Raw genomic sequence first — 15,032 nt, 5'->3', positions numbered from 1 at the left:
TCGATGTATCTCAAGCGATTTGTATTTATTAACTGGGGCAATGTGCCGGCCACCGAATTTGATATGGGGCCAGTGAACCTGTTGTCGGGTGCTTCAGGCAGTGGTAAAACCACCGCCGCCGATGCCATTCAGACCATCATGACCGCTGCCAAGAACAATCTGTTCAATTACAATCCCGGGCAGGATGAAACGACCCAGAAAGGTCGTGGTGGCAAGCAGGTGCGAACCCTGGCGTCCTATGTGCTCGGTTGCGATGACGGCAGCTTTGCCCGGCCCTGGCGCTGCGATGGCTTTCTGGCAGCCGTGTTTTATCCCACTAAGGGGGAGGACGCTACGCCCTTCACTGCCATGATCGGCGTGCGAGCCGATTATGATACGGCGGGTAAGCAGGCCGTAGCTCGGGAACTGGATTCGCGCTTTTTTATCATTCCCAACGAGCAGTTGTGCAAGCAGGATTTTTTTCGCGACAGCGATCAGTTATTTACTCTCGATGAGTTGCCGGTCGAATTGCAGCGCCGTTTTGGTAAGCGTGCGGTGGAAGAGTACGGCACCAAAAAATCCTATCTGGGCCGGCTCTACGGTGCGTTGCGGGGCAAAGAGGGTTCGGTGAGTGAGCGAGAATCCCATCATGCTGCGCGTGCCTTTTCGCGGTTTATGGCCTACAAGCCAGTCGGTTCGATTACCGATTTTGTCGCCCAGGAGATACTCGAACCCCGGGACCTGGGCGAGGCCATTCGCTCCGTTTCCACCATGATGAAAACCATCAATGGTATGGAAAGTGATGCCCGCCGTATTCAACAAGAGATCGAGCGACTGGACGGCGCTGCAGTGTTGGGTGAGCGTTATCTGCAGGAGTGGGTGCGCAGCAATACGCTGCGTTACACCGAAGCGCGGGTGGATTACCTGCAAGTGCAGCAGCAATATCTGAAAGAGAAGCAGCGTCAGCAAACGCTACGCGAAGGGCTCGAGAGCAATGAGTCCGAGGCGCGCAACTTTGAAGAGCAGCAGCAACGCTTGCAGCAACAGTTGATTCAGCTCGAAGCGCGTCGTATGGGCACCGCCGTGCTGCAGGAAAAAGACGAGCTACAGCAGAGTCTGGAACAGACCCAGCAACAACTGGTCGAACAGGCGGTGCAGTTACTCAGCGAAGACAGTTTGCTCAATGCCAACCTGGATGCTGCCGTGATGCAGCAGCAGGTGCTGGAAGACAAGGGGCTGCGTGACCAGCTGGAGCTGGGTGGTCTGTATGAACAGGCGCAACAGATACTGGAACTTGGCGGTAACGGCCTCGACTACACCAGCTTGCAGCATCAGGATTGGGTGGATATCGCACCATTGGAAGCCCAGCTAGAACAAGCCCGTAAGCTGCAGAAAGTCCACGGTCAACTGGCGGTCATGTTACAGGGGGAGGACACGCCCTTGCCGCGCCTGCAACGCTTCAGTGGCCAGCGCGAAGAGCAGTGGCAGCGTCTGGACAACCAGCGTAAGCAGCTCGAACGGGACATTGGTAACCTGCAGAATACCCAGCGGGTACGCTACCCTCGGGGCGTCGCCGACGCCTTGCAAGCCATTCGAGAGCAGTGTCCGGAGGCTGATCCGAAAGTGTTGTGCGAGTTCGTCGAGGTGATTGATGCCGATTGGCAGTCGGCGATCGAAGGTTATCTGGGTGGCAACCGCTTCGGTTTGATCGTCGAACCCGAGTTTGAGGCTCGGGCTATCGAGATTGTACGGGCCATGAAAGGCCGCAGCAGTGCCAAGGTTATTCAGGGCAGCAAAGCTCGGCAGGATGCTGCTCGTCAGCAACCGGATAGCGACTCGATCATCCAGTTGATGGAGTTCGGTCATGTGGTTGCCCGGGATTACCTGATCGCCAGCTACGGCAATGTGCAACAGGTACGCAGTGCCGATCAGCTGCGCCAAACCCGCCGAGGCGTAACGGCTGCCGGTATGGGCTCGGGCAATTACAGTATGTGGCGTTGCGATCTGGATGATGCGGAACTGGTGTTTGGCAAGGCGGCGCGGCAGCGGGCTTTGGCGGCCAAGCAGCATGCCTTGCTGGAGCTGCAACAGCAAGCCGAAAGCGCGCGTCAGGCCAACCAGCGTATGGAGCAGTTACTGAATTCGCTGTCCCGAATTCGCCCGCTGCGGGTGGCCGATCGTATCGAGACCATGGTGTCCCATCAGCGTCAAATCCTGCAGTTGGAAGCCCAGCTAAAAGGACTGGACCTGAGCGATCACGACGAACTGGAAGCGGAGCTCAACGCGTTACGCGAGCGCGTGCGCGATTGCGAACAGCAGTTGCTGAGCCAGCGCGAAACCCGCGGTCGTGATCAACAGCAATTGGAACAGGTCGAGCAGGCGTTAAAACGTTTTGCCGATCGCCAGGATCGTTTTCTGGAAATCCTCGACGAGCGTGAAGCCGACCTGATGGAGGTCGCGCGTCATCTGCCCGAGTGCAATCCGGAAGTGCTGTTGGCAACCGCCGATCGTGAAGCGGTGGGCGCCAGTATCGAACGCTTGCGCCAGGAAAGCGAGGGAGCGGTGCGCGAGTTGCGCCAGTGCTGCAGCGATCTGGTACAGCGAGTGCGGGATCACAACCAGAACTGCCTGGCCGGAGACGCCATCTATCTGATGATCGACGGCGCCGATGAACCCGATGCGCGGTTGTTTGCCAGTATCAGTAAAATTCATCATGAGTTGCAGCTGGTCAGCAATAAGCTTAAGGGCAACGTGCTGGTCGAGAAACAGGATCGCATTCGTTCGCTTAAGCGTAAATTTGACGACACCTTTATCGATCATCTGTGTGGCGCCATTCATCAATCCATCAGTGATGGCAAGCAGGTGCTGGAGGATCTGAACGAAGAGTTGGCGCATCACCGCTTTGGTCATGAGCAGGAAGTTTACGAATTCCGCTGGCAATGGATTCCTGAATACCGCGAGTACTGGCGCTTCTTCGAGGAGGTACGACAGATTCCGGTGGGGGACGGCGGTAGCCTGTTCGCCAGCGAACTGCCAGCAGCGCTACAACAGGTGCGGGATCGCCTGGTTAATATGCTGCTGGATGAGGACGAACAGAAAGCCCTGCTCGAGCTGGAACGGATCGCCGATTATCGAAACTATCGCAGCTATGAAATCGTCAAAAAGATCGAGGGCAAATCCGATATTGCGCTCAGCCAATACGGTACCGGCAGTGGCGGTCAGTTGGAAACTCCGGCCTATGTGATACGTGCTGCGGCGATCACCTCGGCGTTGCAATTCAGCCAGGGCCATAGCCATCTGCGCATGGTGCTGGTGGACGAAGCCTTCTCTAAAATGGATGAGGCCCGTTCCCGTGCGGTGCTCGATTACCTGACCCAAAGCCTGGGTCTGCAGGTGATCTTTATTATGCCCTCCAAAGCCTCCGGGCCCTTTATGGATATGGTCAGCAACCAGTTTGTGTTTGCCAAGGCACCGAGTGCGACGCCGGCCAATGGCAGTCAGCTTAACACTCGAGTTTTTGTCGATCGTAAGGAGCTGAACCAGGAGAAGATCAAGGTGCTGTGGGAAAATCACCGTCGCACCATTCGCCATCAGGCTGCGCTCGACTTTATGGAGACCGTATTGGCCGATGAGGACGAATCGAAAGAACCTCTGCTGGGGTAGGACCTGCTGCCTAGCGGGTGTACTGGAGATGCGCCTGTGGACAGGTATAATAGTTGACTGAAATGGTTGGGCAAAGGCCTGGCACACTGGGCGTTGCCCAATAACTGCGGAGTGATGGTATGAAGTTTTCCCCCTGTATCAGTGAGTGCGTTAAAGATGACGCGGTCTGCGGCGGTTGTGGCCGCACCAGGGAAGAGATTAACGGTGGTCGTGCGTTGGTGCAGGAACTGGTCGATTTTATGGATCGTATGGATTACGACAATCCGGAAGAGTTTCTGGAAGTGATCCGCACCAAGGCGCTGAAAAAATACAACGGAATGCGGGCCCTCAAGCAAGCCCAGCAGGCTTAGGCTGAACCATGCCGTTGTTGGTTTCCAATCAGGTAGTTCTGGCCGATAACGAGTGGGAAATCAGTGCCGTTCGCGCCCAGGGCGCGGGCGGTCAAAATGTGAATAAGGTCTCGACCGCGATTCACCTGCGCTTCGATATCAACGCCTCATCCCTACCGGAGTTTTATAAGGAGCGCTTGCTGGCGTTGAAGGATAGCCGTATCACCCGCGAGGGTGTGATCATCATCAAGGCCCAACAGCACCGTACCCAGGAGCGTAATCGGGAAGATGCACTGGAGCGTTTACAGACGCTGATTAAAAGCGTGGCGATCGTGCAAAAGCGTCGTATCGCCACCAAACCCACCCGGGGTTCGCAACAGCGACGACTGGACAGGAAATCCCAGCGGAGCAGTATCAAGGCCGGTCGCAGCAAGCGCGATTGGTAATGCAACCGGTGACTGTTGCAGATCTACCCCAATAATTTTACTGAGGGTCCGGGTGGATTAGTTTGTCCAGATGCCTTTCGGCTTTCATCTCTAATGTGACCAGTTGTCCTTTATAAAACACGCTGTTGATGATCCAGGGTATCGGCATTTTGCGACCGTCTTTTTTGCTTTTTATATGATGGATTGTCAGGGGGATATCATTGTTCTCGGCATAGTCTCTGAGCAATTGATTGGTGTAATAGTCAGTAAAAGGGCAGCTGTTTGAATAGTAAGCCGTGATGCCATTGTTATCAGGACATACCCCGGATTTGGCACTTTTCATAATTGTCGGGTAGCGTGATTCGGGGTTGGTTTTCAGGCCCCAGAGTTTAGAAAAAGGCGGAGCTTCATCAATAATTTCAAATCCCTGGTGTTTTAAAAAATCAGGGTCGCTCATAAAAGGCCGTTTTTTGTCGCTGGAAATGGCCACCACACCATCCATGTTGCCTGCATCCTTCATGCACTGTTGCAACAGCTTTTTCCCGTTTCCCTCTCCTTTGAATTTTCCTGACACCCAAAAACAGTTAATGACCATAAAGTTGCTGCCTTGCAATGGTAACCAGGAGTGTTCGATGGGAACGTATTCGATGAAAACCTTTCCTCGAACATCAAATTTTTGAAAGGTATAGCCATTCTTGAACTCGGACTTTAACCAGGTTTGTTTCTTTGCGTAGCCATCGCGGCACTTCTTATCGCTAATGGCGCAGCACAGGTGTTGGTCTTCAATGTTGTGTTCGGTCAGTTTTAACATTCTCATAGTTTATCTGGCCTTCTTTAAGTGGTGATGCCTTAATGCTAACCAGTGTAGTGCGGGAGAAAGATAAGGGCCACGGCTCTACTATAACCGTTTGATCGCGCGCTGGAGTTGTCGATGAATGCCGGTTGGCGGGTGGTCCAGCAAAGATGCGGAGTCGCAATTTTGAAATAAGCAGAATGATTGAATGGCCGAAGCAAAGACATCAATTACCGCCTCTTGATCGAATGGCTTGTCTTCAAAATGCAGGGACTTGATCTCCAGGTGCCGGCTTTTGCGATGGGCTTTGCAGTCCATGCGACCAATAAATTCATCTCGATAGAGCAGGGGCAGGCTGAAGTAACCGTGTTGACGTTTGGCGGCGGGAACATAGCATTCCAGCTGATAATCAAATTGGAACAGAGCTTTCAGGCGCTCGCGCTGAATCACCGCATTGTCGAATGGAGACAGGATTAACAGGCGGTTACTGACTCGAGGTTTAGGACGCTCGAAGGCGCCGGATTCGAGTAGAAACCGTTCACCGTTGGTTAACTGAAATTGTTCCAGAGAGCCCTGGGTGAGTCGCTTCTGTACCAGCTGTTTGACCGTTTGGCGGAGTTTGTTGTCGCGTCTCAGGTAGGTGAAGCCTTTAAGGGAGACCAGGCCATGGCAGGCCAGTTGATGGTCAACAAGATGAGCCGCAAACTCTTCCGCGGTAGGTAGGGATGAATCGATATGGGAAGGTAACACTCGCTCGGTCAGGTCATAAGTCTTCTGGAAACCGGTGCGATCGCACACCATCAGGTCACCTTGCATATAGAGTTGTTCGAGCGCCTTCTTGGCAGGTTTCCAATCCCACCAGTCGCCTCGCTGGCCTGTACTGGTTTCGATATCCCGGGACCGGAGTGGCCCGTCTGAGCGTATGCGCGATAAAAGCTCAGCCATCAGTTTTTGATCCGGGTTTTTATACCAATGGACCCGCCCCTTCTTGATGGCCTGCTTGTAGGGTAAAGAGAAACGATAGTCGGCAATGGGGATAAAGGCGGCCGCGTGCGCCCAATATTCAAAAATATCACCGTCGAGTAACATGCGATTGGTCATTGCGGGCTTGTAGTTCGGTACCCTGGAATAGATCACATGGTGGTGGGCACGCTCTACTACGGAGATCGTATCGATCTGTATGTATCCCAGGTGGCTTATCGCTTTGCGCGCTCCGGCTAAGCCTCTGCCAAAGGGTTGCGCTTGCAGCAGACCTTGGGCCGACAGGGCCAGGCGGCGTAATCGGGAAAGATCCTGCGGACGAGTTAGTATAATTGGAGGCATAGGGTGCAGTGTATTGAGTCGGGGCTCGTCTAACAGGTAAAACCCTGAAAGGCCCTCAGCTGCTGGCCCTCTTTACTCTTTTTCTACGTCGATAAACAATAAAGTAGTAAGGAAGGGTAGCACCAAACCATACCAGCGAGGTAGCAAAAGCCCAGACCCACTTATCATGCTTGATCATATTCGCCAGCGTTAACAGTAGATGTATAAATGTTGGGATCAGCAAGACCAGTATTAACACAATGAAACCTCCCTCCCCGAGGAGGGCGTCAGGGGTATCACCAACCAGACTAAGACCCCCTTCTGGCCAAAAGACAATTCCCATTATGGCCAGGACAAATAGCGCAACGGTGTGATACGCACAATAGCTAGTCAATGGTTTACCTCATTATTCAGAGATGTTTTGTGTATGGATAATCGACCATACGTTGTTTGAAAAGGGTATGCATAGGAGAAACTAACATCAAGTGATAACTAGGGCACCTCTGATTAATTCAGATGAACTCTGGCTTTCAGGCGAATCAGGCAGAACTCAGCGATACCTGAGATAACTTTTTATGACGGCGAAGTGCGTCATACAGGACAAGAGTCGGAAAAGAGAAGTATTCTCGGGTGGCCCTGCGGGGCTTCCAGAACTTTACTGTGCCTCCTCGAAAGCCTCGGCCGTATTTCAAAGGCGTACTCTGACTCTGAGCTGGCCGGGAGACCAGGATTTACCCGAATCAATCAGGATGATCTTAGAGCCCGGTTGAGAAGGAAGGCTGGACACAAAGTACACGAGATAGAGCGTTCGTTCGTCCATAAAGAGGGGAATGTTTACCGATTGAGTTTGACAGCATTCTTATGACTCTTCTCTATGATTCTTTGTCGGGTGAAATCCGATATACTTTTTTGTCTTATAAAAACATTTGAGGGTGCCACTATGTCATTTGAATTTGCTCCAATGCCCGATGAGCGAGGGTATTTTGGCGAGTACGGTGGGCAGATCGTTCCGCCGGAACTTAAACAGATCATGGATGAGATTAACGAAGCTTACGAGCAGGTTAGTCAAACTGAGGCCTTTCAGCAGGAATTGCGGTTATTGAATGCTGATTATACGGGGCGACCCAGTCCTATCTATCATGCTAAGCGTTTGTCCGATCAGATTGGTGGGGCGCAGATTTTTCTGAAGCGCGAAGACCTCAATCATACCGGTGCCCATAAAATCAATCATTGTCTGGGGGAGGCTCTGCTTGCCAAGCATATGGGCAAAACCAAGGTGCTGGCAGAAACCGGTGCGGGTCAACACGGTGTCGCTCTGGCCACCGCGTGCGCTTTGGTGGGTATCAAATGCGAAATTCATATGGGGCAGATCGATATCGAAAAAGAGCACCCCAATGTGACCAAAATGAAAATCCTTGGTTGCAAGCTGGTACCCGTTACTCGAGGTACCAAAACCTTGAAAGACGCCGTTGATAGTGCCTTTGAGGAATATTTGAAAGATCCGGTCAATTTTTTCTACGCGATAGGTTCTGTCGTCGGACCGCACCCTTTCCCTCGAATGGTGAGAGACTTTCAGAGTGTTATCGGCAAAGAAGCGCGGGCACAGTTTCTGGAAAAAAAGGGAAAACTGCCGGATATGATCACCGCTTGCGTAGGCGGTGGCTCAAATGCCCTGGGTCTCTTCACCGCTTTCCTTGAAGACAGAGATGTGAAAATTGTTGGTGTAGAACCCGCCGGAAAAGGTTTGGATACAGCCGACCATGCTGCCACGCTAACATTGGGAAGCAAGGGAGCACTGCATGGGTTTGAGTGTTACAACCTGCAAGATGATGAAGGTAATCCTTTGCCGGTTTACTCCATCGCTTCGGGGCTCGACTATCCAGGTGTAGGGCCTCAACATTGCTACCTGAAAGACATTAAGCGTGTGGATTACCAGAGCGCGACTGATGAGGAGTGTCTGGATGCCTTTATGACGCTTTCTCGTGTGGAAGGCATTATTCCTGCGCTGGAAAGTGCCCATGCGGTAGCCTATGCGATGCGAGCCGCCAAGGCGATGCCAAGCGATCAAAGTATTTTGATCAATCTTTCGGGACGGGGTGATAAAGACGTGGATTTTGTTGCCAATAAACTCGGATTGTAGTGGCAAGTTTCAGCGATCAGAGTGCTGGATCTATTGCATCGGTTAACGATCAATAGATCGGCGCTCTGCTGTGCTTATGGGCCAATCATCAAGCCGCGTGAATAACCCAAGGGCTATATCGCGCTGTTGCTATGAAGTTACAGTACGGATCGGTTCAAGCATCGAACAGGATGCAGCATTATAAAAAAACTTGATGTTTCTATCGTTATTCTCTGTCCATCAGTTGGGTATTTGTAAGGGGGCAAAACCTTTATAATCCTGATCTCGAAGATGCTTAATGATTGCATCAACCCCTTCTAATCCTATTTCCATTGCGTTGGCCAGTAAATTGATCTTGAGTCGTTCCTCGTATTCTATGGGGCGAGCGGTAAATATAAGCAGGTAGGCGGCTTCAATAAGTAACACTTTATCCAACCAACTTAGTCTTCTGGCAACCTGCTTCAAGTCGTCTGGTAATTGGTTGTTCTGTTGGATGTTGTCGACCCTTTCCTGTAAATCTGAAAAATCAATTTTTGATCCGGTCGCGGACTGGAAAATATCTTTGGCGGTCTCTACGCCATTAATAAGCCCATAGCCGGCCAACAGATAAGCCAGGATTGATTTCAAAGGATCATAATAGGTTGGTTCTGAATCGGTTTTAGAGGAAAAAGCATGGCCGCAATCTGAACATTTCAAATATTCAGCGATGGTATCCAGGGGAATGTACGAATAAAGAATATCGTAAAATAATTTCGATTTTTAATATCGAGTAGGTGGGTTGAATGTTTGCAAACCGGGCAATCAAAAGAGCCAAGGTCTTCCGATTGTTCGATAGTTTTCTCGCCCAATAAAAAGATCATAGAATAATGATTTTCCTGCTGAAAAACTCGAAATCACCCTGAAGCTATCTGGTAACTTACTGTTAGCTGATTTCTGGGCTCTTTGATCATCATTATGCTATCAGTCCGACATCAAATCCATCTTCTGAATTAATCAGCGGTGCCCTAGGTATAAACCGAAATGAGTAATTGGTCTTTCTATGACCCGCGTCAGTCTTTGCTCAGGTCTGCCAGAAATACGTATAGGATTTTTTGCTTGTTATGACTAGAGTTTATTTATTGCTTCAGGTTGTTCGGGAAGCTCAGCGGAATGTGCTCCGGTGTGGATAGTATTCAGCACGCTTGAAGTAGCCATGAACGTATTTTTGGTAGATCCAAAGGGCACTTCAGGATCGTAAAAAGTCAGGCTTTTGGTTATTGGGTAGAAAAAGCTAATGAATCGAGCACCCAAAATTCTATGGGCAGTAACTCGCCGTTATCGGTGTACCGGGTTCTTGTACGCCGTTCTTACCTTATTTGCCATGACAGGGTGCCAGATATCCCCAAATAGAGTCAGTCGCTTGCAAAACAACGGTAACAATTAGGCTATATTCTTTTTTGTCTGGAGTCGCGCTTTTTTAGGTTAAATCGTTTCCTGCGTTGGCCACTAGTCCAGCAGTCGAGCCTGATCTGGAAATGCAGGAAAAAGCCAAGCTTAAGCCGCAGCTTGCCAATGCTTAAGCAAGGCAAAGTAGTGATCGGTTGATGTAAAGGGCAGCGTTGACTGCCCTTTCTTGCCTGTAGCAAACGAATCGCTGATGCAGCGGATTGCTACAGAAGGTTTTCCAGAGGTCGCTGAAGCCGCTTCGATGTTATTGCTTCATCACCGCCTCGGTCTTGGAATTGGATGCTTTTTTATATTTGATTGTGAGGAATAAGCCATGAGTAACGCCTTTTATATGCCCCCTATGTCTTTGTTGGGTCCTGACGCCATTAAAGAGTTGGGCCCGGAGCTGACCGCAAGGGAATTCAAAAAAGCCCTGGTGGTGACCGACAAGGTTTTGGTGGATATCAAGCTGGTTGATAATCTGACCCGTGAACTGGATAGTCATCAAATCGATTTTGTTATTTTCGATGATGTAAAGCCCAACCCGACCGAAAAAAATATCGAAGATGGCCTGAGTTTGCTGCAGCAAGAGGGCTGTGATTTTGTTATTTCATTTGGCGGTGGTTCGCCCCACGATTGTGCCAAGGGCATTGCTCTTGTAGCGACCAATGGCGGTCACATTAGTGATTATTCAAAAGGGGTCCACCTGTCCAAAAAGCCTCAACTGCCGTTGGTTACTGTGAATACCACAGCGGGCACGGCGGCCGAGATGACCGTCTTCAGTGTGGTCACCGACGAAGCCAATCACACCAAGTATCCGGTGGTGGACAAAAACATCACGCCGATTATCGCCGTTAATGATACCGAGCTGATGGTAGCTATGCCCAAGCACCTGACGGCGGCGACCGGTATGGATGCCCTGACTCATGCAGTTGAGGCCTATGTTTCCACCATGGCAACGCCAATTACCGATGCGTCCGCGATCAAGGCGATAGAATTGGTTGCCAACAATCTGGAAGCGGCCGTTCAGAACGGTGAAGACCGTGCTGCCCGGGACGCCATGCAATATGCCGAGTATCTGGCCGGGATGGCGTTTTCCAACGCCTCGCTGGGTTATGTGCACTCCATGGCGCACCAGCTGGGAGGTGTTTATGACCTGGTGCATGGCCTGTGCAACGCGATCCTGTTGCCCGAAGTGGCCCGCTTTAATGCCGCAAAAACGCCGGAGCGTTTTGCCGACATTGCCAAGGCAATGGGGGTTGATGTGACCGCAATGAGTGCGTCCGACGCCGCCGAAGCTGGCGTGCAAGCCATTGAGTTGTTGTCCGCCAAGGTGGGTACCAAGCAAAAACTGGGTGATCTCGGTGTGAAGGTTGAGCGCCTGGAATTTATGGCGATCAATGCCCTCAATGATCCTTGTTCGTTGACCAATCCGAGGGAAGCGACTAGCGATGAAATCGTCGGTATCTATCAAAAACTGATGTAAGCCTGAGTGGCTCACGGCGCCTTGGTGGGGGCCGTCGAGTCTACTTGAAAGCCAGGCGTCCATCGGACGTCTGGTTGAATGCCTTCCTATGTGCTGATCTTTGCCGGCCAGCAGCTAACCTCGGTCGCTATCCGAAATAATCAGGGGTGCCCTAATTAATCACAGGTGCTTCTAAGCAACTGTGGTAGAGTGCGCGCCATTCCTTCGGCAATATTTTTGAGGCGGTTATGAATCCCTGGACAGAATTGGGTGTGGCAGACATTCCGAACGGTGGTGGTCAGCTAAAGCTATCCCAGCGGGATAAGGAATTTTCGATCCGCCTGTCTGGCGTTCGCGGCGAGCTGATGAACAGCCGGGTGCACAGTTCGGAAGAGGCTTTATCGGAGCTGGGTTGTGCCCACCTGAGCGAAGCCGATGATGCCCAGGTTCTGGTCGGCGGACTGGGTATGGGGTTTACTCTTGCGGCGGCACTCAAGGCGGTATCAGCATCGGCCACAGTGACCGTGGCTGAGCTGATTCCCGAAGTGGTCGAATGGAATCGAGGGCCGCTGGGGGAATGTGCCGGTCACCCTCTGCGAGACAGTCGTACCCGCATTCATGCCGGTGATGTGGCGCAGCTGTTTGCACCTCGTCAGCCAAGTTTTGATGCCATCTTGCTCGATGTGGATAACGGCCCCGAAGGTATCACTCATACCGATAACAACGGCCTCTATTCCATGGCAGGGCTGGCCGCGATATACGACAGTCTGCACCCGGAAGGCATGCTGGCGATCTGGTCGGCAGGTGCTGATCCCATGTTTAACATTCGCCTCAAGAAAGCCGGTTTTAAAGCCAAGACTCGCACCGTGAGGGCACGGCAAGGCAAAGGCAGTCGCCATACCATTTTTCTGGCGCAGAAGCCCTGGCGCTAGGCAAGCATCAAGCTCGCCTAGCGCCGGTTATCAAATCAGGCGATTAGTGAACTATTTTGGTGTAGCGTTCAGCTGATACATTGCCTGTAAAATCATGGGTGCTTTTTCGCCAAAGCGGCCGAACCACTGATTATAGATAGTGCCGATTTGACCGCTACGATAGAGCTGGGCCAATACTCGATCGGCGACCAGTTGGAAATCAGCATCGCCTCGCTGCAGAGCGATGGCAAAAGGTTCGAATGAGTACATCTCTTTGGACAGGGAATATTTCTTCACACCTTCCCGGTCGATGATCTGTCCGATCAATACCGCCTGATCAGAAGAGAAAGCATCGATCTCTGATTTATCCAGCATATCCATCGCTTCAACGGCCGACTCGACTTGGACAATTTCGGCATCGATCAGGCGCTCAGTGATAATGTTTTTAATAGTTTCCAGAGTCGTGGTGTTCTTGACTACGGCGATGCGTTTGCCTTTCAGATCCTTAATGCTGGGAACTTCTTTTTCGGTCAGGCTCAGCATCGAGGCACCCGTGACAAAGGTAAGCTGGGTAAAACCAACCAGCTCCGACCGGCTCAGGGTTTTCGTGGTGGCACCACAGAGCAGATCGATCTCTTTAGACTGAACAGCGCTAAAGCGATTCTCGGCAGTGACCGGAACGTAGTTAACTTTTATGTCGGAGCGTTCAAGCTTGAGCTTGACGCCAGCAACGATCAGATTACAAAGATCGATGGTATAGCCGACCGGTTTGCCATCGGGATCATGGAAAGACATGGGTGGTTCGTTTTCACGATATCCCAGGTTGATCTCACCGGATTTATCGATCCGCTTTAATGTCTGGGTTAAATCGGCAGCATTGGCACTGGTTGAAAAGTACATGCTCACCAGCATGAACGCCGCAATAGCAAAACGCATATTTCTCTCCTTGATTAGATCCGAATCCGTCTTTTTTATGAAGGTTCAGTCTATAGGTATAAATACGTACAAGTACAGATTTTAATCATAATCCCGGCTTCCTGACGGAAGCGTAGAGCTGGCTCAGGGTTTTACCTATATCTCAGCTTTTTGCTAACTGATCTGCTATTGTGGTCGGCTCATTCAAATATCACGGAGAGTAAAGAATGGCGATCGAACAGCTATTTGGCTTCATCTTTAATTTTTGGGTAGTGCTGGCAGTACTGGTTGTTATTCTGGTCAAGTCGTCGGTCAAGTTTGTGCCGCAGAATCAGGCTTTCGTCGTCGAGCGCTTCGGCAAGTACAACAAAACCATGGTAGCCGGTTTGAATATGCTGGTTCCCTTTATCGACAAGGTAACCTACGAGCAATCCCTGAAAGAGCACGCCTACGATGTGCCTAGCCAGGCGGCCATCACCAAGGACAATATTTCTCTGGTCGTGGATGGTGTTCTGTACCTGAAATTGCTCGACCCCTACAAGGCTTCCTACGGTGTCGATAACTACGTTTACGCGGTGTCCCAGCTGGCGCAAACCACCATGCGTAGTGAGATCGGTAAGATCGATCTGGACAAAACCTTTGAAGAGCGTGAAAGCCTCAACATCAATATCGTGAACGCCATCAATACCGCGTCCGAGCCCTGGGGCATTCAGGTGATGCGTTACGAGATCAAGGATATCGAGCCACCTCGTACCATTCTTGATGCTATGGAACGCCAGATGAAAGCGGAGCGTGAAAAGCGCGCGACCATCCTGGAATCCGAAGGTCAGCGTCAATCGGCGATTAACGTGGCCGAAGGTGACAAGCAGGCGCAGGTGCTGTCGGCGGAAGCCGACAAGGCCGAGCAGATTCTACGCGCCGAAGGTGAGGCGAAAGCCATTATTGCCGTGGCCGAGGCTCAAGCCACCGCCCTTGAGACGGTTGGTAGAGTTGCCGATACCCATGAAGGCCAGAAGGCGATTCAGTTGAACCTGGCCGATAAAGCGATCGATGCCAAGCAAGCGATTGCCAAGGACTCCACCGTAGTCCTGCTGCCCGAAGGTAATACCGGCGCGGCCGGTGTTGTTGCCGAAGCCATGACCATCATTAATACCCTGAACGCCGACAAGAACGTTCAATCCTAGTGGGGAGGTTCAGCGATGATTGAATACATCGTCAACCACCAGGCGGAATTCTGGTTGGTCCTGGGCCTGGCCTTGCTGGCGGTTGAAGTGCTAACCGGTTTTGTTACCGGCGTATTTCTGTTCGCCGGCTTGGGTGCGTTAGCCAGCGGCGCGTTAATGAGCCTGACCCTGATTCCGGAAACCTGGACTGCCGGTGTGGCCTGTACCGGTATCAGCACCGGTATTATCACCGCCTTGTTGTGGCGACCGCTCAAGCGTTTACAGGGTGGTCGTAAATCCCAAAAAGACAACAGCAGTGATTTTATTGGTCACGAGTTTGTGCTGGAGAGCGATATTAGCGCTACCCAGCCGGGCTCAACCCTGTATTCAGGGATAACCTGGAAAGTCGAGGTCGACCACAAGGCCGGTGTCAGTGAGATCAAGGCTGGCCAGCGAGTCGCGGTAACCTCGGTTGATGTGGGACGTTTTCGCGTTAAGCCCGTGTAATAAGCTTCCACGATCAGATCTCTGGGGTTTATAAAA

12 protein-coding genes are annotated in these 15,032 nt (G+C 51.5%); 8 read left to right on the top strand and 4 right to left on the bottom strand.

All coding sequences use genetic code 11. The features are described from left to right. Nucleotides 1-3 precede the first annotated feature (3 nt). The 3 genes from MIB40_RS09290 to arfB all read left to right on the top strand — a co-directional run bounded on the left by MIB40_RS09290 (nucleotide 4) and on the right by arfB (nucleotide 4,417). Nucleotides 4-3,642, top strand: a complete 3,639-nt coding sequence (locus tag MIB40_RS09290; protein WP_249693316.1) for an ATP-binding protein — start codon at nucleotides 4-6, stop codon at nucleotides 3,640-3,642. Nucleotides 3,643-3,761: 119 nt separating this feature from the next. Continuing rightward, a complete protein-coding gene (locus tag MIB40_RS09285) occupies nucleotides 3,762-3,992 on the top strand; it encodes a DUF1289 domain-containing protein (RefSeq protein ID WP_249693315.1) in 231 nt (76 codons plus the stop codon). Nucleotides 3,993-4,000: 8 nt separating this feature from the next. After that, on the top strand, nucleotides 4,001-4,417 hold the full coding sequence (arfB, locus tag MIB40_RS09280) for an alternative ribosome rescue aminoacyl-tRNA hydrolase ArfB (RefSeq protein ID WP_249693314.1): 417 nt from the start codon (nucleotides 4,001-4,003) through the stop codon (nucleotides 4,415-4,417). Nucleotides 4,418-4,454: 37 nt separating this feature from the next. Here the strand turns inward: arfB and MIB40_RS09275 are convergent, their stop codons facing one another. Both MIB40_RS09275 and MIB40_RS09270 read right to left on the bottom strand, forming a co-directional pair. Further along, entirely contained in the window at nucleotides 4,455-5,213 is a 759-nt protein-coding gene (locus tag MIB40_RS09275; protein WP_249693313.1) for a YoaP domain-containing protein, read from the bottom strand. Between the two features lie 81 nt (nucleotides 5,214-5,294). After that, a complete protein-coding gene (locus MIB40_RS09270) occupies nucleotides 5,295-6,512 on the bottom strand; it encodes a winged helix-turn-helix domain-containing protein (protein ID WP_249693311.1) in 1,218 nt (405 codons plus the stop codon). A 919-nt stretch (nucleotides 6,513-7,431) separates the two neighbouring features. Here MIB40_RS09270 and trpB point away from each other — a divergent pair. Beyond that, a complete protein-coding gene (gene trpB, locus MIB40_RS09265) occupies nucleotides 7,432-8,631 on the top strand; it encodes a tryptophan synthase subunit beta (protein ID WP_249693309.1) in 1,200 nt (399 codons plus the stop codon). A 219-nt stretch (nucleotides 8,632-8,850) separates the two neighbouring features. Here trpB and MIB40_RS09260 read toward each other — a convergent pair whose 3' ends face one another. Then, entirely contained in the window at nucleotides 8,851-9,306 is a 456-nt protein-coding gene (locus tag MIB40_RS09260; RefSeq protein WP_249693306.1) for a hypothetical protein, read from the bottom strand. A gap of 1,063 nt (nucleotides 9,307-10,369) precedes the next feature. Here MIB40_RS09260 and MIB40_RS09255 point away from each other — a divergent pair. Beyond that, the gene (locus MIB40_RS09255) at nucleotides 10,370-11,521 is read left to right on the top strand and encodes an iron-containing alcohol dehydrogenase (protein WP_249693304.1); all 1,152 of its coding nucleotides are present in this window, start codon (nucleotides 10,370-10,372) and stop codon (nucleotides 11,519-11,521) included. Nucleotides 11,522-11,748: 227 nt separating this feature from the next. Continuing rightward, nucleotides 11,749-12,432, top strand: a complete 684-nt coding sequence (locus MIB40_RS09250) for a spermidine synthase family protein (RefSeq protein WP_249693302.1) — start codon at nucleotides 11,749-11,751, stop codon at nucleotides 12,430-12,432. A gap of 51 nt (nucleotides 12,433-12,483) precedes the next feature. Here the strand turns inward: MIB40_RS09250 and MIB40_RS09245 are convergent, their stop codons facing one another. After that, on the bottom strand, nucleotides 12,484-13,347 hold the full coding sequence (locus MIB40_RS09245; protein ID WP_249693301.1) for an amino acid ABC transporter substrate-binding protein: 864 nt from the start codon (nucleotides 13,345-13,347) through the stop codon (nucleotides 12,484-12,486). 206 nt (nucleotides 13,348-13,553) lie between these two features. On the opposite strand from MIB40_RS09245, the gene MIB40_RS09240 reads away from it, so the two are divergent. Both MIB40_RS09240 and MIB40_RS09235 read left to right on the top strand, forming a co-directional pair. Further along, nucleotides 13,554-14,510, top strand: coding sequence for an SPFH domain-containing protein (locus MIB40_RS09240; RefSeq protein WP_249693300.1), 957 nt, complete (start codon nucleotides 13,554-13,556; stop codon nucleotides 14,508-14,510). A gap of 15 nt (nucleotides 14,511-14,525) precedes the next feature. Beyond that, nucleotides 14,526-14,996 (top strand): NfeD family protein, encoded by a 471-nt coding sequence (locus MIB40_RS09235; RefSeq protein ID WP_249693299.1) that lies wholly within the window; start codon nucleotides 14,526-14,528, stop codon nucleotides 14,994-14,996. Nucleotides 14,997-15,032: the final 36 nt, after the last annotated feature.

Source organism: Aestuariirhabdus haliotis, from assembly GCF_023509475.1.
Taxonomy (GTDB): Bacteria; Pseudomonadota; Gammaproteobacteria; order Pseudomonadales; family Aestuariirhabdaceae; genus Aestuariirhabdus; species Aestuariirhabdus haliotis.
Note: the sequence above shows the minus strand (reverse complement) of the source record. Positions and strands in the feature narration are given on the sequence as shown.